Origin of the sequence: Caballeronia sp. LZ043 (assembly GCF_031451075.1) — a bacterium.
Lineage (GTDB): Bacteria > Pseudomonadota > Gammaproteobacteria > Burkholderiales > Burkholderiaceae > Caballeronia.
Map to the genome: position 1 here is coordinate 2,902,543 of NZ_JARUXT010000001.1, position 20,100 is coordinate 2,922,642.

Sequence of the window (20,100 nt, forward strand, 5' to 3'; positions counted from 1 at the left end):
AAGCCAGACCTGCGAGGCCGAACCGTGGCACTTGTATTTCGCGATCAGCTAGCTAGCGCGATTCACGCCTATAACCCGCGAGAAGAGCAAGCCATATGGTTACGATCGCTTTGACGTTCGGTGATTGGATTGCTCGGCGCGAGCTTTACAAGGCGTCAGGGCGCGGCAGGGCAATCAGCGGACCACTGTCTCAATCGTGATTTCCCTGCTGAGTGTTGCGGAACCAAATCATCTGCGCGATGGCGGTCTTGCGTGTTGTTCAGGGATCGACGGAGCTAGGGGCAGAAGCTCAAATGTTTTCAGCAATTCGGCCCAAAGCCGACCAACCAAATCCCCTCGCAACTCATCAGCAGCAACCTGTCAGAGAAAATGCCTACCGTCGCGCCCAGAGCGCTCCAAGCGCGAAGGCCGCGACAGCGATGCAACCCAGGCTTATGACGGGATTCTCCTTGGTGACATGCCGAACGGTGCTAAGTGCCTTGCCGTAGGTCTGCTGCGCAGCGCCCGCAGCTTGCCGCGCAAGCCCTTCAACTTGAGTCGACGCGTCGTTTGTCGCATCTCCGAGGGCTGCCTGAGCTTTGCCCGCAGCTTTCTGAATCGTGCCTTCTGTTCTTTCAAACATTTTTTGTCCTCGCCAATGATTAGCTGATCGCTGGGTGGATGCAATCGGCCAGCGATCAACACTGCTGACCGTTACTTCTTTAGCGTGTCTCTTACCTTGTCCGCAGCCTTGCCGACACTCGCTTGCACCTTGCCTTCGGCCTTCTCTGCGGCACCCTTGGCTTCCGTCGTGCGATCGCCGGTCACTTTGCCAATGGCTTCCTTGATGGAACCCTTGACTTGCTTGGCTGCCCCATCGACACGGTGTTTGTCCATCATGTTCTCCTTGAAAAAAGGTCGGCGCATGGTCGGTCACTGCTTTCTCGACGCAAAGAGATGCTCATCACGTCTCATGCGGTCAGCATGCCATTGGCCAGGGGTCAACAACAGATTCGTTTGTACTAGCCTGAGTGATGCAAATGCATGCCGCCCGTCTTCGAGTCGTGGACCGTCTCGCCAATGCTCACAGTCTTGCTGCCGAAGCCGCTGACGTATCAACGCTCCGACGCGAAATGTCCTCGCGATTGAGCCCAGACGATTGCCTCCGCGCGGCTATGCACGTCCAATTTGGCATAAATCGTCGAGACATGGTTGCGCACGGTGGCATGAGACAGTTCGAGTGCTTTGGCGATTTCCTTGTCCGACAAGCCACGACACAGATGTTTGAATACCTCGCATTCACGCGCAGTCAGGTCAGACAGGTGCGCTCCTGCGTCAGGAGCATTTGCTTTGCGGACGTTAGCCAGCTTCTCGATGAGCGTGCGGCTGAACCAGGAGGCATCTTGCATCACGGTCTCAATGGCCGAGACCAGTTCCATTTCGGAGCGCTTTCGATCAGTGATGTCCAGCAACGCAATCAATACGCAATCTGTTCCATGGATCGTGACAGGCTCTGCGGAGACAAGGCAATTGAGTATGTCGCCGCTCGCCGTTTCGATCTGGAATTCGACGTTCCGGATACTGCCCGTTTGCGCGAGCAGCTCCGTGATCTTGCTGTGAGCGTCATTCTTCCACAACGCTGTTTCATCAATTGGGCGGCCGACGATCTGTTCCGCGGTGAATCCAGTTGTTGTTGTGAACGCTTCATTGATGTCGAGGGTCATTCTTCCTTCCGACGAGTAGAGAACCGTCGGTACCGGATTCATGCGGAATGACCGCTCGAAACGTTCCTCGCTTTGTTTGAGCGCCGTCTCGGCGCGGCGACGAGGTTCGAGATCCATGAACGTAAACAACATGCAGGCTTCGTCGCCAATCTCGATTGGCTGACCGGCGACCACGACGAACTTCGTGGCGCCTTCCGGGAGCCGCAACACGGCTTCCATCTGGGGGACTGTCGCGCCTTGTCGAATGCGCTCGATGCCAAGGTCACGTCGCTCCGCACCCTCTAAAACATCAAGCTCAAGCACAGAGCGACCGACCACTTGTTCCCTGACGTAGCCTGTCATCTCGAGGAAGCCCTGATTCACTTTGATATAGCGTTGGTCTTGCAGCCGGCAGATGAGCGCGGGTGCGGGATTGGCATTGAACGTTCGCTCAAAACGTTGTTCGGCACTTGCCCAGTCACTGGCATCGTGCAAGATCAGAGCCAGACAGTCCGGCTCTTCGTCCGAATTGGTGAGCACGAGACTTCGAATTCGATGAACCCACTGCGAGTCGCTTGCGTTCGTGCGCTCGACCTCAACGACGACATCGCTGAATTCTTCGCCAGCAATCACGCGGTCGAGCGGGTAGCTTCCCGGGAGGACCGGATGATTGTTTCGATATCGCAGGCGAAAGCGCTCGCGGTATTCAGTCACATCGGTGCCTAGCTCGGTCAATTCCGTCACGCCGTGCATTTCCAGCGCTGCCTGATTCGCCCATACGATGGTCTGATCAGGCTCGACCAGGATGACACCTTCGGTCAAGCCACTGATGATCTGATGCAGTTGACGCCGGTCAGTCTGCTTGCGTAGGACCTTGTCGTCGGCTGCCGTCTGAGCGTCTTGATCTGCCCCATCCTTACGTTGATTCATTTTGCTTTCCCCTCCTTCTTATGATTCGCTTGTCTGACACTTCGGTCGCTTCGACAGTCTTAGCATGAAAACCATCGCCTTCCAGAAGCAAATGCTTCATCTGTACTGATGCGGATGCACCATGGCGTCCTTTCGCTCGATCACTAAACTCTGCATCCAAGCGAATGACGTCTGGCGAGAACCCCAACTGCGTTCTGTCTGCACCTTCGCAAGCGACGAGGAGTCAGCGAGGAGCGGATGAGCAAGCGGGCAAACGACGAAAGATGACTTCCTGATCATGCTCGTGGGTTTGCCCATCAAAGGACAGTTCCTCGCATGCGGCGACCCGATGGTGCGCGATGCTCTGGAGAAACTGGATCAGGGTTGACGACTAGCCCTGCCTGCCGCGAGGAGGCCCACATCGAGCGGCGTGCTCCATCGCCGCGTGTGGTCGGCTATCACGTAATTTTTAGGAGAATCAATGAAAACGTTTAATTCAACGTTCGCTGAAGAGCGCGGCCGCCTGCCGCATATTTCGTGGTCCGCCGCCTTCGTCGGCTTCGTGGTCGCTTTGATGACATACCTCTTTCTCGCGGTGATCGGCACAGCAATAGGCGCTGGCGCTTTCGATCCTCTCACCAACCGAAATCCGTTCAGCGGATTTGGCACTGCCGCGAGTATATGGGTAGGTGTGTCTACGTTGCTGGCGTTAGCGGTCGGAGGGTTCTTCGCGGGCCGCACCGCTCCTCAGCACGGTGCGCTTCACGGCATGCTGACATGGGCATTGACCACGCTAGCGACACTCTATTTCGTGTCAAGCGCGGCGAGCGGCGTCGTCGGTGCGGCTGCAGGCGTCGCCGGGCAAGGAATATCGTTAGCCGGTCATGGGCTCGCTGCGGTGACGCCAACGGTCGCGTCGGGTGTCAAGGCAGTGCTTGACCAGAATGGCTTGACACCGCAAATGGGCGACCTCGAGAACAATCTGAAGACGCTGCTACAGGAGAGCGGGAAATCTGCTTTGTCGCCGAAACAACTTGCTTCCGCCGCTAGCGCCGCAACGGCAGATGGCGCGTCGAGCGCGGAGAGGACGGCTGCCAACCCTCAGAGCGCATCGACAGACCTGCAGGAATTTCTCGACCGTCTTAAGCAGAAGGCACAGCCGGCAATGAACGCCGCGGATCGCGACGCGCTTGTCAATATTATCGTTGCTCACACAGGAAAGTCGCGGGTCGAAGCGCAGCAAATCGCGGACAACTACGAACAAACCTACAACCAAGCGATCGCAAAAATTCAATCTCTTAAGCAGGTCGGCGAACAAAAAGCGCGTGAGGCCGGGAACGCGGCGTCGGCGAGCGTGAGTCACGTCGCATGGGCGGCAGCACTCGTCCTGGCGTTGGGTGGAGCCATCTCGGCACTGTTCGGACTGCTGGGTCTGCGGTGGGTCCGCAAGAACGATCAACCTCCCCTACAGCGCGACCAGGCCGAGAGCGCCTGATATCGCAGCGTATCTGAGGCGTTGAGTTTTCCTTCTATGCGGCAAGTGTCTGACCGTTCAGATCGCAAACGATGAAGCAAATGTTCTACGTACTTGTTCTGATCGCCGCGCTTTGTGCGGCACCCGCATTCGCCAAGGGATGCATCAAGAGTGCCGCAGTCGGCGGCGTTGTCGGACACGTAGCAAGACACCATGGTGTGACAGGCGCCGCTTTGGGTTGCGCAGTCGGTCACCACAAAGCCGCCAAGGAAGCGAGGGCCGCTTCTGCCGCTGCCGCGTCGGCGCCATTGAGCTAATTGCAGCAGGCGCGCAGGTCTCGACGCTGAGTGACTGATCGAGAGGCTTCGAGCATGCGGAATCTGCAAAGCGGATTGGATGCGGCTCGTTGTGCGATTTGGGCTTTTGCGGACGCTAGCGGTGTCGAGCTGGATCATGCGACAGCCCTGCGCGGGGGAGCATCCTTTGCAGCACATGGTCCCTTCGAACGTGACGATGGAACAGCGCTGCGACGACAAGCAGTCCAATCAAAGCGAAGAGTACCCATGCGAGGATGCCGTGAACATGACCCATTGCGTGGCCGAATGTCGAGCCTGGTTCGCTCAGCGCTGGATAGGGCACCACGCTCAGCAAGCGGACTGCCCAACCTCCTGAGGATGCGTTGATCCAGCCGAGCAGCGGCACCAGCACTAGGGCGGTGTAGAGGAGAAAATGCGTTACGCGCGAGACGATGCTGAATAGCGGCGGCAGGTCATCTGGCGGGGGCCGATGCGTCAATCGCCAGATCACCAGGACCGCCATAAGGGTGACGAGCGTCGCGCCCACCCCAAGATGCCACGCGATCAGATTAACCGGCTGTGTGTCTTTGTGGACGTCCGGCATTGTCCAGCCGATCACAAATTGCATTGCGATCAACAGGACTGTTAGCCAGTGCATTGTGCGTGCGACAACGTCATATGCCGGACGCTGCAATGCGGGAGCCTTCGCCATTAATGCTCCTCAGGTTGCAAAGACTGCATGAACCGGTTGGATGCGCAGCCTGCCTATCTGAGGCTGATGGCCTGAGAAAAGCCTACGCGAATTCGCTGGATACTAGCGACGTTACCTTTAGGAAAAATGACGCCGGGAAGGGGGGTTCCGATGCTCGACTCCTCGACTACGAATCCTGAAGGCTTGGCCTAACCCGCCAAGCCTTTCTCATTCCCATCTCTCCCCGCGCTAAACTCCCTCGCAACCCCACCGCGAGCGCCTCACCATGTCCTTCACCATCCGCGAAATCGATCACGTCGTGATCCGCTGCGCTGACCTCGACAACATGGTGACCTTCTACCGCACGGTGCTGAATTGTCCGATCGAGAAGGAGCAGCGCGACCTAGGCCTGATCCAGATGCGCGCAGGCCGTTCTCTGATCGACCTCCTGAGCGTCGGCGCAAAAATCGACCGACCCGACAGCGGCAACCCAGGCGCCGGCCGCAACATGGACCACCTCTGCCTCCGCGTCGAGCCCTTCGACGCCGAATCACTCCGCGCCCACCTGGAAAACCACAACGTAAAAATCGGCGAAGAAGCGCGCCGCTACGGCGCAGAAGGCTTCGGCCCTTCCCTCTACCTGTTCGACCCCGAAGGCAACATGATCGAACTCAAGGGACCGCCTGAAGCGTCAGCCGACAAACCGATCACCCCTTAAGCACGCTCCACCGCAGCTCAACCGCATCGGCCGTCTCGCTACCGAGCGAAGCCTCGCCATCCTGCATCATCAATTGCAGCCGCATCGTCCGTTCGGCCAGCTTGCCGAGCGCGTCGCCGACGCCTTCCTCGAGCGACCAGACCGTCACATTGCGCAATCGGTCGATCTTGCCCTTCACCCCTTGCCACCAGATGTCCGCCGTCCTTCCGGCATAGGCAATGACGATGACACGCCCCGAGCGGCCGCTCGCCTTGGCAATACGCCGTTCGTCCGGCTGCCCCACCTCGATCCACGTCTCGATCTGCCCCGTGAGATCCTTCTGCCAGAGATCGGGCTCATCGGTGTCGGAAAGGCCCTTGCAGAATTCCAATCGTTCGCTCGCGAAGAGCGCGAAGGCGGCAATGCGCACCATCATGCGTTCGTCCGTTTCGGACGGATGGCGCGCGATGGTCAGGGAGTGATCGCCGTAGTAGTGGCGATCCATGTCGGCAATCTGAAGCTCTGCCTTATAGATGGTGGATTTGAGAGCCATTCAGCGTCGGGCGCCGGCTGCTCGGCCGGCGAATCAGGTGAGCAAAAGCGGTCGGTGCGACACACACGAGCACGCGCGACCGGTATTGTGCGGGGAATCCGAGGGAAATGGGAAGACGTGACGACGCACGCGCACCAAAAAGTCCGGCGCGTGAGAAAAGAAGAAGACTTAGGCTGAAATCCGAAGCAAAACACACCAACCGACGCGATTAGAAAATCGCGCCGGACAAATCAAATGCGATTGAAATACAGACCGGATTATTGATCGATGAAACGATCTGCCGTCCACATCCCTTGCGTATCGCTGTTCGACGCATTGACGAACTCGACGTCATGGCCGACGACGCGTAATACACGGAAGTGGGAATCGACTGGCGTCGAGATACATTCGAAGCCTTCGAAATACTGCTGCATCTTCTGATGCTCTCCGGCTTTCTGGTGCTGATCGGCCGAATCAAACTTGTCTTTCGACAAGCATCCATACGAATTAGGCCGGAAGGTGAATGTCTGCTGAGGCTGAACAACGCTGTCCTGGGCTTGCGCGGTGGACACGATGGCGAACAGGCCGACCATTGCAAAAAGAGCACTGGCGCGTTTCTGCATATATTTAGCCTCCGAACGACTAATCACTCGAAATTAGCTACGTATTTAAAAGCGGATGACCGCAAAAGTCATGCTAGTGGAGTAAGAAAAACTTGCAAGCACAACTTGTGTGCGTCCGCAACACGGCAGAATGTCGCGGCGTGGGTAAATCGCTTCGTCTAATCGCGGCAATTAACCAAAAAAACCTGAAAGGCGGCCAATCGGAAATGAAAGCTTTTGAACTGCGGCGTTAAGCCGCTGAAAACCGCCCGAAGTAATGAATATTGCACTGCACGATTTCGCGTGCGTTCGCGCGTCGACAGCCAAGCGCAACCGCATCAACCCGTCAAGCTGGCCAAGCGGCCTATTGCCACATCCATGCGTTCGTGGATAAATCGACGCTTCGACTTCAGGAGAAAGCAATGCCCCTTGCTCAATGGCTGCCGTTTGCAATCGCCTCCGCGATTCTCGTCGCGATCCCCGGGCCCACCGTGTTGCTGGTCGTCTCATACGCGCTAGGCCACGGGCGCAAGTTCGCGCTGGCGACCACGCTCGGCGTTGCCCTGGGCGATCTCACCGCGATGACCGCGTCGATGCTCGGACTCGGCGTGCTGCTCGCGGCCTCGGCCGAATTGTTCATGCTCGTCAAATGGATCGGCGCGGCCTATCTCGTTTATCTGGGCATAAAGCTGTGGCGAGCGCCGGTCATTGATACCGACGCCGCTCAACCCACCGACGAAGTGCGCATGGGCCGCATCATCGCGCACGCGTATGCCGTCACGACACTCAACCCGAAGAGCATCATCTTCTTCGTGGCGTTCGTGCCGCAATTCGTCGATCCGCATGTCGCGAGCGTGTCGCAGATTGCGATTCTGGAAGCCACCTTTGTTGGTCTGGCGGCGGCCAACGCCTTCGCTTACGCGCTGCTTGCTTCTGGCGCGCGCAAGGCGATTCGCAAGCCATCCGTCCAGCGAACCGTGAATCGCACCGGCGGAACGCTCCTGATGGGTGCGGGCATCTTCGCCGCGGCATGGAAGAAGGCAGCATGAGCCAGGCGGATAACTGGAGCACGACTGCGCGCCGCGCGTATTTCGGGTTGCTGGAAGACTGGAACCGCCAAGACGCTCCCGCGCTGGCGGCGCGCTTCACCGAACGCGGCAGCCTCGTCGGGTTCGACGGCAGTCAGGTTGATGGCCGCGCCTGCATCGAAGCACACCTGCGGTCCATCTTCGAACAACTTCCAACGCCGCTTTTTGTCGCGAAAGTGCGCGAAGTGCGGCGCATGGCGAATGGGCAGACGCTGCTCGTGCGCGCGATCGCCGGCATGTGGCCGCGCGGCGGCACCGCGCTCGATCCGAAGCTGAACGCCATCCAGACCATGGTGCTGTCGCTCTGCGACGGCGCGTATCGGATCGAAGTGTTCCAGAACACGCCCGCAGCGTTTCACGGGCGTCCGGAGGAGGGCGAAAGGCTCAGCGAAGAACTGCGCGGAGTCGGCAAGCCGCACGGACTGTGAGCTTACTTGCCTATACAAAAGCGGCTGAAGATCACGCCAAGCAGGTCATCGGAGCTGAACTCTCCGGTAATTGCGTTGAGCTTCTCCTGCCCTAACCGCAGCTCTTCGGCAAACAAATCGAGCACTTGCGACCGTTGATCGGCGTGTCCCGCAGCCAGCGCGAGATGTTCGCGAGCCTCGCGCAACGCGATCAGATGCCGCTCGCGTGCCAGATAGACACTCTCGGCGCCCGCCTGCCAGCCGGCGATCTTGAGCAATTCGTCGCGCAGCAGCGCGATGCCGTCGCCATTCTTCGCTGAGAGCTGCACGACGCGAATGTGGCCTTCGGCATCGTGCGCAGCGGCGGGCATGCCGGCCAGATCGGTCTTGTTCATGATCCGCACGACCGGCACGCCCTGCGGAAAGCGGGCGGCAATGTCGCGGTCCGCCACGCTCAACCCCTCGCGTGCGTCGAGCAGGTGCAGCACCACGTCGGCACGCTCGATCTCGCCCCACGTCCGCTCGATGCCAATCCGCTCCACCTCGTCCTGAGTTTCGCGCAAACCCGCTGTGTCGATGATATGCAGCGGAATGCCCTCGACCTGAATCGTCTGCGCCACTTTGTCGCGCGTGGTTCCGGCGATCGGCGTGACGATGGCGAGTTCCGCGCCGGCCAGCGCATTCAACAGTGACGATTTGCCGACATTCGGCTGTCCCGCCAGCACCACCGAAAGACCTTCGCGCAACAGCGCACCCTGGCGCGCGTCGGCCAGTACCGTGTCGAGTTGCTGACGGATGCGCGCAAGCTTGCCGCGCGCATCGGCGGCTTCAAGAAAATCGATTTCTTCCTCGGGAAAATCCAGCGTCGCCTCCACCAGCATCCGCAGATTGATCACGTCCTCGACGAGTGCATGAATCTCACGTGAAAACGCGCCTTCCAGCGACCGCCCGGCTGAACGCGCGGCCGCTTCAGTACTGGCTTCGATCAGGTCCGCGACGGCTTCGGCCTGGGCGAGATCGAGCTTGTCGTTCAGAAACGCGCGCCGGGTGAATTCGCCCGGCTCGGCCAGCCGAAGGCCGAACGCCCGGCCCACCTCGATCGCGCGCTGCAGCACCAGTTGCAGCACGATCGGCCCGCCGTGCCCCTGCAATTCGAGCACGTGCTCGCCCGTGTACGAGTGCGGCGCAGGGAAGTAAAGCGCGATGCCGCGATCGAGCGCCTCGCCGCCCGCATCCAGGAACGGCACGTAGCTCGCATGCCGCGGCGACAGCGTTTCGCCGCACAGCGCGAGCATCGCCTGCTGCGCCGCCGACGCCCCCGCTCGTCCTAACGACAGCCGCACCACTCCAATGCCGCCACGTCCGGGCGCGGTGGCGATTGCGACGATCGGATCGGTGTCGTTGCTCAACATGACGGCAGTCAAAACGGGGGATGAAGGGTGCGCGCATTGTATCGCGACGACAAATCCGGACCACTTGCCGTGTCAATAGGACGATTCTTGCGCTATCTTATTTGAGATACTCGACTGTATCGCTCCACCAGGCCGCACTGACGAGCGGATCGGCGTATAAGTCAACAATGAAAGGCATTGTTGATGAAATGATGTTGGCGACAAGCAGTAATTTGCTCAACGTGAGCAAGATAAATGCGGATGAAACAAGCCATATATAGCGTAACTGGTTGACTTGTAGTCAGCGGATATTTCGCACAATTCGGTCATGCCTACACCACAAGAAAAGGCCGATTTTTCTGAGCGGCTGAAATTCTCGATGACCCGCGCACCTGAAAAGATGCGCGGCGCGACCGATCTCGCATTGCATTTCAATCTGCGTTACCGGGGCGAATCGGTTTCGCCTCAGACGGCGCACAAATGGTTGACCGCGCGGTCGATTCCAACCGCCGACAAGCTGAAGACGCTTTCGGAATGGTTCAAGGTCGATCAGCATTGGCTGCACTACGGCCCGCCGCCGAGCGGCAGTCCGAAGGGTCCGCCCAAGCCGCTGGCCCGTGACGAGAAATATCCGACGTCGGGCGAGACGCTCGAGCTGGCGACCAAGATCGAGTCGCTGTCGCCGCATCATCGGTATTTGCTCGAAGAACTTATCGAGCAGTTCTATGGGTCCATGAAGCGGTGAGCTTCCGATCCCCTCTTTGGGCAAAGTTTTAAGAAATTAGGATAAATCCGGGGAGGGCTTTGGTCCGCTCGCTTCGCTTGCTGCACGCGGCTTCGAGTCCGATGGCACGGCTCCGGAGAAACGGTAGCCGCTTGGAATCGCTCAGTGCCTGATTGCTCGCGCGTCCGAGGTTTTGCGCGAACCTTTCGTCCATGAAACGCTATATCGACCTTCAGCTTTTTGCGCGGCGCATTGAACTGGCGCTTACCAAGGTGCAGCCCGAACTTCGGCGACTGCCGGCGTTCAAGCGACGGCCGTTCAACGTAAGCAGCGGAACGGATCTCGCGTATGTATGGCTGAGATTATTCGGCGTTGCGATCCGGCCGGCAACTGCACAAGCATGGATCAACGGGGAAAGTCTGCCGTCGCCGCAGAACTTTGAACTTCTGGTGAGGCTCGTCGGTAAATCCAAGGCGTGGCTCGTAGGTTGGGAGAATGAAGACCCCACTTCGCCGACGCAACTGGAAGCCGCACAGCCTCCCGCACCCTACGGGGCTTGCGAGCCCCGTGCGCAAGCGCTCGCGCTGATCGACGAAGCACAGCAGGTCATCCGCACACTGCGCGCAATCGTGGACAAGCGTCTCTGACTCATCGCCAACAAGCCATCACCCAGATAAAAAACGCCCGGCAAGCCGGGCGTTCTCACATGCAATCGTGACAGCGCACTTACGCCGCTTTCTTGCGGTTCTTGCCCATCATGCGCGTGATGTAGTACTGCTGGGCGATGGACAACACGTTGTTCACCACGTAGTACAGCACCAGGCCGGCGGGGAAGAAGAAGAACATGACCGAGAAGGCAATCGGCATGAACATCATCATCTTGGCCTGCACGGGATCCGGCGGCGTCGGGTTCAGCTTGGTCTGCACGAACATCGAGACGGCCATCAGCACCGGCAGGATGAAGTACGGGTCCTGCTGCGACAGATCGTGAATCCACAGAATCCACGGCGCGCCGCGCATTTCCACCGACGACAGCAGCACCCAGTACAGCGAGATGAACACCGGAATCTGGATCACGACCGGCAGACAGCCGCCGAACGGATTCACCTTCTCGGTCTTGTACAGCTCCATCAGCTGCGCATTCATCTTCTGCGGATCGCCCTTGAAGCGCTCGCGGATCTGCTGCATGCGCGGCGTGATTTCCTTCATGCGCGCCATCGACTTGTAGCTCGCCGCCGACAGCGGGAAGAACACCGCCTTGATGAGCAGCGTGAGCAGCACGATCGCCCAGCCCCAGTTGCCGACGTAGCTGTGGATCTTCTCCAGCAGCCAGAACAGCGGCTTGGCGATGATCGTCACCATGCCGTAGTCCTTCACCAGCTCGAGACCCGGCGCGATGCCTTCGAGCATGCGCTCTTCTTCCGGACCGGCGAAGAGGCGGGCATCGACGTTGACGCTCTGTCCCGGCGCGATCGTCTGCGCGGGCAGCTTGACGCCGACGCGGTACAGATCCGGATCGATCTTCTCGACGTAGATGTCGCGCTTCACGCCCTGTTGCGGAATGAACGCCGACGCGAAGTAATGCTGGACCATCGCAATCCAGCCGTTGTCGGCGGAGTTGACGTAGTCCTGCTTCTTCTTGTCGATGTCGCTGAAGTCGATCTTCTGGAAGTGCTTCTGATCCGTATAGACCGCCGGCCCGATGAACGTGTGCGAGAAGCGCGGCGTTTCCACCGGCGTGTTGTCGCGCACCAGTTCCATGTACACGGCCGGCGAAACCGGCGTCGTGCCGACGTTCTCGATCTTCGTATCGACGTTGATCACATAGCTGCCGCGCGTGAACGTGTAGGTCTTGATGACCTTCACGCCGCCCTTCACCGGCGATTCGAACGCGATCTTCAGCGTCTTCTCGTCACCGGTCAGCGAGGTCTGGCCGGGAATCGGCGTGAAGACGTCGTTGTGGTTCGGGAAGTCGCCGCCGAGCAGGCCGGTGCGCGCCAGATAGGTGTGGTTCGCGGTGTGATCGAACAGGGTGATGTAGAGGTTCGGCTGCTTGCCGTCGCCTTCCTTCATCAGCGCCAGCTTCGAGAGCGTGCCGCCGCGCGTGTCGATTTCACCCGAGTACACGTCCGTCGAGAACTTGACGACCTGCGCCTGGGCCGTGGCGGGCGGCGTCGTCGTGCCGGGCGCGGCGCCGGCCGGTGCGTTCGGCAGTTCGGAGGGCTGTGCGCCCGGCGTCGCCGATCCGGGTGCGGGGTTGGCGGCGGTCTTGGCCGGCTGCGTCGCGCTCGGGAAGAACATCGACGGGCGCCCATGGTCCCGTTGCCAGTTGTCGAACAGCAAGACAACTGACACGAAGAAGATGACCCATAGGACGGTGCGTTTGATATCCATGCGTTGTCTCAGTGTCGATCGGAAAGCGCTTCAGCGCCGTTTAGTGTTGAAAGCTTGTTGCGCGCGGACGGGTCCGACGATGCGGAATCCGGTTGCGAAGCTGGCTTGTCGGGTTCGCCGACGTGCCCCGGAGGAGCCGGCACGAGATCGATGCCGCCGGCCGAGAAAGGATGGCAGCGGCAGAGCCGTTTAACGGCGAGATACGTGCCGTGCGCGGCGCCATGATACTGGATTGCTTCGCGTGCGTAGTCGGAACAGGAAGGATAAAAGCGGCAGCGGTTGCCGAGCAGGGGGCTCACAGCAAGCTTGTAGAAGCGCAACAACGCGAGGAGTGCCGTTTGCATAAGCTTCGCGCTGCGCGCCGGGTTCGTCACGGAGACGAACCCTGGCGCATCTGCGCTTCATGACCCGGGTGAACTGCTCGGGCCGGATGAATCGTCGACGGCGGGCGCCTTGGGCGGCTCCGTCACGGAATCGGCCGAACGGCGCGCTGCTTCGCGTACCGCACGGTCGAACAAGGCTTCCAGTTCCTGACCGATGAGCGCCCGAAGCGGCGGAGAACTCGCGCTCGGCATGGCCTTGCGGTCGATCTTCAAATGCAGCCGCACGAGAATGTCGAAGCCGCTCAGCTGTTCGCGCCGCAACCGGAACGCATCGCGCGCCAGCCGTTTGACCAGGTTGCGCGTGACGGCGCGCGGCGCCTGCTTCTTGCCGATGACCAGCCCGAGCCGTGCTGCATGACCCGTTGGCTTGCCGTACAGAACGAAGTGCGGCGAGCGTCGCCAGGGGCGCAAACGAAAAACGGATGAGAACTCATCCGTTTTCAGCAGCCTTGCGGCCTTGGGGAACGTGGCCTGCGCCGGCAACTGAACGATGTCCTGATTCAAGACTTCTGTGCGGCGCATGAGCGGCTCGTCGGCAGAAGCGCCGCGAGCGGCCATCTGCGGCAGTGCCAGCAGACTCAGACTGCCAGGCGCTTGCGGCCCTTCGCGCGACGAGCGTTGATGACCTTGCGGCCACCCGCGGTCTTCATGCGGACGCGGAAGCCATGGGTGCGCTTGCGGCGCGTCACGGAAGGTTGGTAAGTACGTTTCATGGTGCTCTCACTTGAGTTGATTGACCGCGCGGGCTTGGCTCCAGTGTGGTCACTGCAAGCGCGATGGCCGGAGGTTCAGGAATTCTGTTTTCGCGGAACCCGCTATTTAAACTGCTTTTCACTTGACCGTCAATAGGTTAGCAGCACGCGAGGCGCGCGCCGGCCGCTTTTTCATGCTTCCGGGTCCCTGATGTGTCCCTGTGGATAACTCGCGCGCCAGTCTCTTTTGGCGTTAGAATCTCGCCTTACTCCCAAATATCCGCCTGCTGCTTCGGCTCGCTGTCCGCCCGCAAACCCTTGCGGCGTAAGGCTCCGGAGCACGTCTGCTCGGCTGTGCCGGGACTTGCCGTCAACGGACGAACGTTCGGCAAGCACGGCCGTCAGGTGCGCGGAGCAACCAAAACGACCGCATTCGATGAACGATTTCTGGGAACACTGTTCCGCACTGCTGGCCCGGGAACTGACGCCGCAGCAGTACGTCACGTGGATCAAGCCGCTGACCCCGGTCGAATTCGATGCCGATGCGCACATTTTGCGCATCGCCGCTCCCAATCGTTTCAAGCTCGACTGGGTGAAAAGCCAGTTCGCCGGACGCATCACCGACGTCGCGCGCGATTTCTTCAGCGCGCCCATCGACGTCCAGTTCGTCCTCGACCCGAAGGCCACCGCGCGCAACGCCATTGGCGGCGGTCCGAACGCCGCACCGCGGCCGAGCGCGCCCGCCGCGCCGCGCGCACCGGCGCCGGCCGCGGCCGTGCCGCCCGCGCCGTCGGTCGTCGCGCACGCCAACGCGGCCGCGCACATCAACGCGCTCGCTGCCGAAGCCGCCCAGCACGCCCAGGCAACGCCCGAAGATCCGGCCGACCTCGACCTTCCGAGCCTCGATGCCAACGAAGCCGCCGCGGGCCGTCGCACGTGGCGTCCAGGCGGCGCGCCGCCGGCCGGCGGTGAAAACGATTCCGCCTACGAGCGTTCGAAGCTCAATCCGGTGCTGACCTTCGACAACTTCGTGACCGGCAAGGCGAACCAGCTCGCGCGCGCGGCGGCCATCCAGGTCGCGGACAATCCCGGCATCTCGTACAACCCGCTGTTCCTGTATGGCGGCGTGGGTCTCGGCAAGACGCACTTGATCCACGCGATCGGCAACCAGTTGCTGATGGACAAGGCCGGCGCCCGGATCCGCTACATCCACGCGGAACAGTACGTTTCGGACGTCGTGAAGGCCTATCAGCGCAAGGCGTTCGATGACTTCAAGCGCTATTACCACTCGCTCGACCTGCTGCTGATCGACGATATTCAGTTCTTTTCCGGCAAGTCGCGCACCCAGGAAGAGTTCTTCTACGCGTTCGAGGCGCTGGTCGCCAACAAGGCGCAGGTCATCATCACGAGCGATACGTATCCGAAGGAAATCTCCGGCATCGACGATCGCCTGATCTCGCGCTTCGACTCCGGCCTGACGGTGGCAATCGAGCCGCCCGAGCTGGAAATGCGCGTCGCCATCTTGATGCGCAAGGCGCTGTCGGAAGGCGTGAGTTTGTCGGAGGACGTGGCGTTCTTCGTGGCCAAGCATCTGCGCTCGAACGTGCGCGAACTCGAAGGCGCGTTGCGCAAGATCCTCGCGTATTCGAAGTTCCACGGACGCGACATCACCATCGAACTGACCAAGGAAGCGCTGAAGGACCTGCTGACGGTGCAGAACCGCCAGATCTCGGTGGAGAACATCCAGAAAACGGTGGCCGACTTCTACAACATCAAGGTCGCCGACATGTATTCGAAAAAAAGGCCGGCTAACATTGCCCGCCCGCGCCAGATCGCGATGTATCTCGCGAAGGAACTGACGCAGAAAAGCCTGCCCGAGATCGGCGAATTGTTCGGCGGCCGCGATCACACGACGGTGCTGCACGCCGTGCGCAAGATCGGGTCCGAGCGCAGCACCGACGCGCAGTTGAACCACGAACTGCACGTGCTCGAACAGACCTTGAAGGGCTAGCGGCCGACTGACGGAGCGCTGCGGGCGTACGCGTCAGATATTGCGTGCGCGGGCCTGTTTTTTGACGAAACGGCCCCCATTTTTAGGGAGCGCTGCCGTTTTGAGGCACAATACAGGTTTCGCCGCTCATGGCCTGGGCGGCTTGGCGCAAAGCTGTCGCGAGTGACCGGCGGGGGCCGGCAACGCGGGTTACGAGGTTGTCCGTCGGTCAGGGTGGCATACCCAGTAGTGGCGAAGCCGGCGGACGGGCCGATACATCAACGAAGGAACTCTATGCAACTGGTCAAGACCGAACGAGATAATCTTCTAAGGCCGCTGCAAACCGTGAGCGGAATCGTAGAACGCCGCCACACGTTGCCGATCCTCGCCAATCTGCTGATCACCAAGAACGGCGCCGACGTGTCGTTCCTTTCGACCGACCTCGAACTCCAGATCACGACCCGCGCCGACTTCGGCGTCGGCAGCGACCAGGTCGCCACCACGGTCGCCGCGCGCAAGCTGCTGGACATCCTGCGCGCCATGCCTTCCGGTGAAGTCGTGCTCGACCTTTCGGACAAGCGCCTGACCGTGCGCTCCGGCAAGAGCCGTTTCGCGCTGCAGACCCTCGCCGCCGACGAATTCCCGACCGTCAACCAGGCTACTGACTTCGGCGCGAGCCTTTCAGTTCCGCAGAAGACGTTCCGCCAGCTGCTCGGCATGGTCTATTTCGCGATGGCCCAGCAGGACATCCGCTACTACCTGAACGGCATGTTGCTGGTGGTGGATGGTGACCAGCTGATGGCGGTCGCAACGGACGGTCACCGTCTCGCGTTCTCGTCGATGAAGATCGAAGGTTCGTTCCCGCGCCAGGAAGTCATCATTCCGCGCAAGACCATTCTCGAACTCCAGCGCCTGCTGGAAGACATCGACGACGATCTGAAGATCGACATCGCCGCCACGCAGGTGAAGTTCAGCTTCGGCCAGGTGGAACTGGTGTCGAAGCTGGTCGAGGGCAAGTTCCCGGACTTCCAGCGCGTGATCCCGAAGTCGCACAAGAACACCTTCGAAATCGGCCGTGAAGAACTCCAGCGCTCGCTGCAGCGCGCGGCCATCCTGACCTCCGACAAGTTCAAGGGCGTGCGCTGTCTCGTCGAGCCGGGCCAGCTCAAGATCATGTCCACGAACGCCGACCAGGAAGAGGCGCAGGAAGAACTGGAGATCGCGTATCAGGGCGACACCGTCGACATCGGTTTCAACGTCACGTACCTGCTCGACGTGCTCGCGAACCTGAAGGTCGACACGCTGACGGTCAGCCTCGGCGACGCCAATTCCAGCGCGCTCATCACGATTCCCGAGAACGAGGAATTCAAGTACGTGGTGATGCCGATGCGCATCTGACCCGCGCATTCACGGTGAACACTCCAAGGGGCGGCGCGCCCCTTTGGCGTTTTTAATGGTGTTCAGAAAAGTTCGAGCGGTAACCCAGGCAGTGAAGCAGAACCGGAAAATTCCATGACTGAAAACACAAATTCGCAACCCGACAACACGCCCGACAACAGCTACGGCGCCTCGTCCATTCAGATCCTCGAGGGTCTGGAGGCGGTGCGCAAGCGGCCGGGCATGTATATCGGCGATACGTCGGATGGCACCGGTCTGCATCACCTCGTTTTCGAAGTGCTGGACAACTCCATCGACGAAGCGCTCGCCGGCTATTGCGACGACATTCACGTCGTGATCCATGCGGACAATTCGATTTCCGTGACCGACAACGGCCGCGGCGTGCCGACCGGCCTGAAGCGCGACGACAAGCACGATCCGAAGCGCAGCGCCGCCGAGATCGTCATGACGGAACTGCACGCGGGCGGCAAGTTCGACCAGAACAGCTACAAGGTGTCGGGCGGCCTGCACGGCGTGGGCGTGTCGTGCGTGAACGCGCTGTCCGAATGGCTGCGCCTCACGGTGCGCCGCGACGGCAAGAAGCACTTCATGGAGTTCGCGCGCGGTTTCGTGCAGAACCGCGAGATCGTCGAGGAAAACGGCGTGCAGTATTCGCCGATGCCGGTGGTCGGCGATACCGAGAACCGCGGCACCGAAGTGCATTTTCTCGCGGATGCGACCATCTTCGGCAATGTCGAGTTTCACTACGACATTCTCGCCAAGCGCATGCGCGAGCTTTCGTTCCTGAACAACGGCGTGCGCATCCGCCTGACGGATCAGCGCACGGGCAAGGAAGACGATTTCGCGTTCGGCGGCGGCGTGAAGGGCTTTGTCGAGTACATCAACAAGGCGAAGCAGGTGCTGCATCCGAACGTGTTCCATGCGGTGGGCGAGCGCGAGAACGTGACCGTCGAAGTGGCGATGCAGTGGAACGACAGCTTCAACGAAAGCGTGCTCTGCTTCACCAACAACATTCCGCAGCGCGACGGCGGCACCCACCTGACCGGCCTGCGCGCGGCGATGACGCGGGTCATCAACAAGTACATCGTCGACAACGATATCGCCAAGAAGGCCAAGGTCGAGACGACCGGCGACGACATGCGCGAAGGTTTGTCGTGCGTGCTTTCGGTGAAGGTGCCCGAGCCGAAGTTCAGCTCGCAGACCAAGGACAAGCTGGTGTCGTCCGAAGTGCGCGCGCCGGTGGAGGAAGTCGTCGCGAAGGCGCTCGAGGACTATCTGCAGGAAACGCCGAACGACGCGAAGATCATCACGAGCAAGATCGTCGATGCCGCGCGTGCCCGCGATGCGGCCCGCAAGGCGCGCGAGATGACGCGCCGCAAGGGCGTGCTCGACGGCATCGGGCTGCCGGGCAAGCTGGCCGATTGCCAGGAGAAGGATCCGGCGAAGTCGGAGATTTATATCGTCGAGGGTGACTCGGCGGGCGGCTCGGCGAAGCAGGGACGTGACCGCAAGTTCCAGGCGATCCTGCCGTTGCGCGGCAAGGTGCTGAATGTCGAGAAGGCGCGCTTCGACAAGCTGATCTCTTCGGAGCAGATCGTGACGCTGGTGACGGCGCTTGGGTGCGGTATCGGCAAGGACGATTACAACCTGGACAAGCTGCGCTATCACCGCATCATCATCATGACCGATGCGGACGTGGACGGCGCGCACATCCGCACGCTGCTGCTGACTTTCTTCTACCGGCAGATGCCAGAGATCGTCGAGCGCGGGTTCATCTATATCGCGCAGCCGCCGCTGTACAAGATCAAGGCGGGCAAGGACGAGCGGTACATGAAGGACGCGCACGAGCTGAATCAGCACATGCTGAAGCTTGCCTTGCAGGGTTCGGAACTGATCCCGGCTGAAGGCGCCGACGCGATCGCGGGCGATGCGCTCGGCGAACTGGCGCGGGCGTATCTGCTGGCGCAGGCGGTGGTCGATCGGTTGAGCCGGATTTATGATTCGGCGTCGCTCGAGGCGGTGATGGATGGTGTGGTGCTCGATTTGTCGTCGCAAGAGGCGGCGGAGGATTCGGCGAAGCGGCTGGAAGCGCGCTTGCGGGCGGATCCGTTGAAGCCGGAAGTGAGTGTCGAGCCGGCCTACGATCAGGTGCGCGAGCTGCGGTCGCTGCATATCAAGCGGCGTCATCATGGGAACGTGAAGGTGTCGGTGATCGATGAAGACCTTCAGTTGACGGCGGATTACAAGCAGCTCGTGTCGACGGCGGATACGTTCAAGGGCTTGATCGGCGAGGGTGCGTTGATCAAGCGCGGTGAGCGGTCGATGGCTGTGATGGACTTCAAGAGCGCGATGAAGTGGTTGATCGCGGATGCTGAAAGGAATGTTTCGAAGCAGCGGTATAAGGGTCTCGGTGAGATGAACCCCGAGCAGCTGTGGGAAACGACGATGGATCCGAATGTGCGGCGGTTGTTGCGCGTGCAGATCGAGGATGCGATCGCCGCGGACGGGATCTTTACCACGCTCATGGGGGATGATGTGGAGCCGCGCCGGGCTTTCATCGAGAGCAATGCGTTGAGGGCGGGGAATATTGATGTTTGAGGGGTAGGTAGGCAGACCCCGTTCCTGATACCACAAACCCGTGATCGCACGATTGAACTGACCCCGCAAAGTTGGACAGTTTTGGGCTAGGGCCGTGAGGGCTGAGTTCTGTACATCACAGGACTCAGCCCTTTTAGCTTCAGCTTGATGCG

At 60.4% G+C, this 20,100-nt stretch carries 20 protein-coding genes; 9 read left to right on the top strand and 11 right to left on the bottom strand.

Going from position 1 to position 20,100, the window contains the following annotated elements; genetic code table 11:
- Positions 1–373: 373 nt before the first annotated feature.
- The 3 genes from QCE64_RS13315 to QCE64_RS13325 all read right to left on the bottom strand — a co-directional run bounded on the left by QCE64_RS13315 (position 374) and on the right by QCE64_RS13325 (position 2,612).
- A complete protein-coding gene (locus QCE64_RS13315; RefSeq protein ID WP_310004073.1) occupies positions 374–622 on the bottom strand; it encodes a CsbD family protein in 249 nt (82 codons plus the stop codon).
- Positions 623–693: 71 nt separating this feature from the next.
- A complete protein-coding gene (locus QCE64_RS13320) occupies positions 694–876 on the bottom strand; it encodes a CsbD family protein (protein WP_309931665.1) in 183 nt (60 codons plus the stop codon).
- Between the two features lie 218 nt (positions 877–1,094).
- Positions 1,095–2,612, bottom strand: a complete 1,518-nt coding sequence (locus QCE64_RS13325) for a PAS domain S-box protein (protein WP_310004075.1) — start codon at positions 2,610–2,612, stop codon at positions 1,095–1,097.
- A 460-nt stretch (positions 2,613–3,072) separates the two neighbouring features.
- Here QCE64_RS13325 and QCE64_RS13330 point away from each other — a divergent pair, with 460 nt between their 5' ends.
- Positions 3,073–4,086, top strand: a complete 1,014-nt coding sequence (locus QCE64_RS13330) for a hypothetical protein (protein WP_310004078.1) — start codon at positions 3,073–3,075, stop codon at positions 4,084–4,086.
- 411 nt (positions 4,087–4,497) lie between these two features.
- Here QCE64_RS13330 and QCE64_RS13340 read toward each other — a convergent pair whose 3' ends face one another.
- Positions 4,498–5,073 carry a cytochrome b/b6 domain-containing protein gene (locus QCE64_RS13340; RefSeq protein ID WP_309931479.1) on the bottom strand — a complete coding sequence of 192 codons (576 nt, stop codon included), beginning with the start codon at positions 5,071–5,073 and terminating at the stop codon, positions 4,498–4,500.
- Between the two features lie 265 nt (positions 5,074–5,338).
- On the opposite strand from QCE64_RS13340, the gene QCE64_RS13345 reads away from it, so the two are divergent.
- On the top strand, positions 5,339–5,770 hold the full coding sequence (locus QCE64_RS13345) for a VOC family protein (protein ID WP_309931480.1): 432 nt from the start codon (positions 5,339–5,341) through the stop codon (positions 5,768–5,770).
- Here QCE64_RS13345 and QCE64_RS13350 read toward each other — a convergent pair.
- Both QCE64_RS13350 and sap1 read right to left on the bottom strand, forming a co-directional pair.
- Entirely contained in the window at positions 5,760–6,302 is a 543-nt protein-coding gene (locus QCE64_RS13350) for a YaeQ family protein (RefSeq protein WP_309811187.1), read from the bottom strand. The two genes, QCE64_RS13345 and QCE64_RS13350, sit on opposite strands and share 11 nt — an antisense overlap.
- Positions 6,303–6,559: 257 nt before the next feature.
- Positions 6,560–6,904: a surface attachment protein Sap1 gene (gene sap1, locus QCE64_RS13355; protein ID WP_309811190.1), complete on the bottom strand. Its 345-nt coding sequence runs from the start codon at positions 6,902–6,904 to the stop codon at positions 6,560–6,562.
- A gap of 401 nt (positions 6,905–7,305) precedes the next feature.
- On the opposite strand from sap1, the gene QCE64_RS13360 reads away from it, so the two are divergent.
- The gene (locus tag QCE64_RS13360; protein WP_310004082.1) at positions 7,306–7,932 is read left to right on the top strand and encodes a LysE family translocator; all 627 of its coding nucleotides are present in this window, start codon (positions 7,306–7,308) and stop codon (positions 7,930–7,932) included.
- Positions 7,929–8,399, top strand: coding sequence for an SgcJ/EcaC family oxidoreductase (locus QCE64_RS13365; RefSeq protein ID WP_310004084.1), 471 nt, complete (start codon positions 7,929–7,931; stop codon positions 8,397–8,399). The genes QCE64_RS13360 and QCE64_RS13365 overlap by 4 nt, the downstream gene beginning before the upstream one ends.
- 2 nt (positions 8,400–8,401) lie before the next feature.
- On the opposite strand, the gene mnmE is transcribed toward QCE64_RS13365, so the two are convergent.
- Positions 8,402–9,790 (bottom strand): tRNA uridine-5-carboxymethylaminomethyl(34) synthesis GTPase MnmE, encoded by a 1,389-nt coding sequence (gene mnmE, locus QCE64_RS13370; protein ID WP_309919502.1) that lies wholly within the window; start codon positions 9,788–9,790, stop codon positions 8,402–8,404.
- Between the two features lie 307 nt (positions 9,791–10,097).
- Here mnmE and QCE64_RS13375 point away from each other — a divergent pair, with 307 nt between their 5' ends.
- Together QCE64_RS13375 and QCE64_RS13380 are read left to right on the top strand one after the other, a co-directional pair.
- On the top strand, positions 10,098–10,514 hold the full coding sequence (locus tag QCE64_RS13375) for a transcriptional regulator (RefSeq protein WP_310004086.1): 417 nt from the start codon (positions 10,098–10,100) through the stop codon (positions 10,512–10,514).
- A gap of 191 nt (positions 10,515–10,705) precedes the next feature.
- Positions 10,706–11,140: a hypothetical protein gene (locus tag QCE64_RS13380; protein WP_310004089.1), complete on the top strand. Its 435-nt coding sequence runs from the start codon at positions 10,706–10,708 to the stop codon at positions 11,138–11,140.
- A gap of 79 nt (positions 11,141–11,219) precedes the next feature.
- Here the strand turns inward: QCE64_RS13380 and yidC are convergent, their stop codons facing one another.
- From yidC to rpmH, 4 genes are read right to left on the bottom strand one after another with little or no spacing between them, the layout of a single operon-like run.
- Entirely contained in the window at positions 11,220–12,887 is a 1,668-nt protein-coding gene (gene yidC, locus QCE64_RS13385) for a membrane protein insertase YidC (protein ID WP_309912835.1), read from the bottom strand.
- A gap of 8 nt (positions 12,888–12,895) precedes the next feature.
- Complete coding sequence (yidD, locus tag QCE64_RS13390) at positions 12,896–13,231, bottom strand: membrane protein insertion efficiency factor YidD (RefSeq protein WP_309811770.1); 336 nt, start codon at positions 13,229–13,231, stop codon at positions 12,896–12,898.
- 57 nt (positions 13,232–13,288) lie between these two features.
- Positions 13,289–13,792 (bottom strand): ribonuclease P protein component, encoded by a 504-nt coding sequence (rnpA, locus tag QCE64_RS13395; RefSeq protein ID WP_309912839.1) that lies wholly within the window; start codon positions 13,790–13,792, stop codon positions 13,289–13,291.
- Positions 13,793–13,848: 56 nt separating this feature from the next.
- Positions 13,849–13,983: a 50S ribosomal protein L34 gene (rpmH, locus tag QCE64_RS13400; RefSeq protein ID WP_006998755.1), complete on the bottom strand. Its 135-nt coding sequence runs from the start codon at positions 13,981–13,983 to the stop codon at positions 13,849–13,851.
- Positions 13,984–14,398: 415 nt separating this feature from the next.
- On the opposite strand from rpmH, the gene dnaA reads away from it, so the two are divergent.
- The 3 genes from dnaA to gyrB all read left to right on the top strand — a co-directional run bounded on the left by dnaA (position 14,399) and on the right by gyrB (position 19,948).
- A complete protein-coding gene (gene dnaA / locus QCE64_RS13405) occupies positions 14,399–15,973 on the top strand; it encodes a chromosomal replication initiator protein DnaA (RefSeq protein ID WP_309912842.1) in 1,575 nt (524 codons plus the stop codon).
- A 273-nt stretch (positions 15,974–16,246) separates the two neighbouring features.
- Positions 16,247–17,350 (top strand): DNA polymerase III subunit beta, encoded by a 1,104-nt coding sequence (gene dnaN, locus QCE64_RS13410; RefSeq protein WP_309811212.1) that lies wholly within the window; start codon positions 16,247–16,249, stop codon positions 17,348–17,350.
- 114 nt (positions 17,351–17,464) lie between these two features.
- Positions 17,465–19,948 carry a DNA topoisomerase (ATP-hydrolyzing) subunit B gene (gene gyrB, locus QCE64_RS13415; protein WP_310004091.1) on the top strand — a complete coding sequence of 828 codons (2,484 nt, stop codon included), beginning with the start codon at positions 17,465–17,467 and terminating at the stop codon, positions 19,946–19,948.
- The last annotated feature ends 152 nt before the right edge of the window (positions 19,949–20,100 follow it).

What these genes read in the sequence shown, in the direction of transcription:
- QCE64_RS13340 (WP_309931479.1), bottom strand. Translation starts at nt 5,073, where the DNA reads ATGGCGAAGGCTCCCGCATTGCAGCGTCCGGCATATGACGTTGTCGCA.
- sap1 (WP_309811190.1), bottom strand. Translation starts at nt 6,904, where the DNA reads ATGCAGAAACGCGCCAGTGCTCTTTTTGCAATGGTCGGCCTGTTCGCC.
- dnaN (WP_309811212.1), top strand. Translation starts at nt 16,247, where the DNA reads ATGCAACTGGTCAAGACCGAACGAGATAATCTTCTAAGGCCGCTGCAA.
- QCE64_RS13375 (WP_310004086.1), top strand. Translation starts at nt 10,098, where the DNA reads ATGCCTACACCACAAGAAAAGGCCGATTTTTCTGAGCGGCTGAAATTC.
- rnpA (WP_309912839.1), bottom strand. Translation starts at nt 13,792, where the DNA reads ATGCGCCGCACAGAAGTCTTGAATCAGGACATCGTTCAGTTGCCGGCG.
- QCE64_RS13315 (WP_310004073.1), bottom strand. Translation starts at nt 622, where the DNA reads ATGTTTGAAAGAACAGAAGGCACGATTCAGAAAGCTGCGGGCAAAGCT.
- yidD (WP_309811770.1), bottom strand. Translation starts at nt 13,231, where the DNA reads ATGCAAACGGCACTCCTCGCGTTGTTGCGCTTCTACAAGCTTGCTGTG.
- yidC (WP_309912835.1), bottom strand. Translation starts at nt 12,887, where the DNA reads ATGGATATCAAACGCACCGTCCTATGGGTCATCTTCTTCGTGTCAGTT.
- QCE64_RS13330 (WP_310004078.1), top strand. Translation starts at nt 3,073, where the DNA reads ATGAAAACGTTTAATTCAACGTTCGCTGAAGAGCGCGGCCGCCTGCCG.
- QCE64_RS13365 (WP_310004084.1), top strand. Translation starts at nt 7,929, where the DNA reads ATGAGCCAGGCGGATAACTGGAGCACGACTGCGCGCCGCGCGTATTTC.
- QCE64_RS13380 (WP_310004089.1), top strand. Translation starts at nt 10,706, where the DNA reads ATGAAACGCTATATCGACCTTCAGCTTTTTGCGCGGCGCATTGAACTG.
- QCE64_RS13345 (WP_309931480.1), top strand. Translation starts at nt 5,339, where the DNA reads ATGTCCTTCACCATCCGCGAAATCGATCACGTCGTGATCCGCTGCGCT.
- rpmH (WP_006998755.1), bottom strand. Translation starts at nt 13,983, where the DNA reads ATGAAACGTACTTACCAACCTTCCGTGACGCGCCGCAAGCGCACCCAT.
- gyrB (WP_310004091.1), top strand. Translation starts at nt 17,465, where the DNA reads ATGACTGAAAACACAAATTCGCAACCCGACAACACGCCCGACAACAGC.
- dnaA (WP_309912842.1), top strand. Translation starts at nt 14,399, where the DNA reads ATGAACGATTTCTGGGAACACTGTTCCGCACTGCTGGCCCGGGAACTG.
- QCE64_RS13320 (WP_309931665.1), bottom strand. Translation starts at nt 876, where the DNA reads ATGGACAAACACCGTGTCGATGGGGCAGCCAAGCAAGTCAAGGGTTCC.
- QCE64_RS13360 (WP_310004082.1), top strand. Translation starts at nt 7,306, where the DNA reads ATGCCCCTTGCTCAATGGCTGCCGTTTGCAATCGCCTCCGCGATTCTC.
- mnmE (WP_309919502.1), bottom strand. Translation starts at nt 9,790, where the DNA reads ATGTTGAGCAACGACACCGATCCGATCGTCGCAATCGCCACCGCGCCC.
- QCE64_RS13350 (WP_309811187.1), bottom strand. Translation starts at nt 6,302, where the DNA reads ATGGCTCTCAAATCCACCATCTATAAGGCAGAGCTTCAGATTGCCGAC.
- QCE64_RS13325 (WP_310004075.1), bottom strand. Translation starts at nt 2,612, where the DNA reads ATGAATCAACGTAAGGATGGGGCAGATCAAGACGCTCAGACGGCAGCC.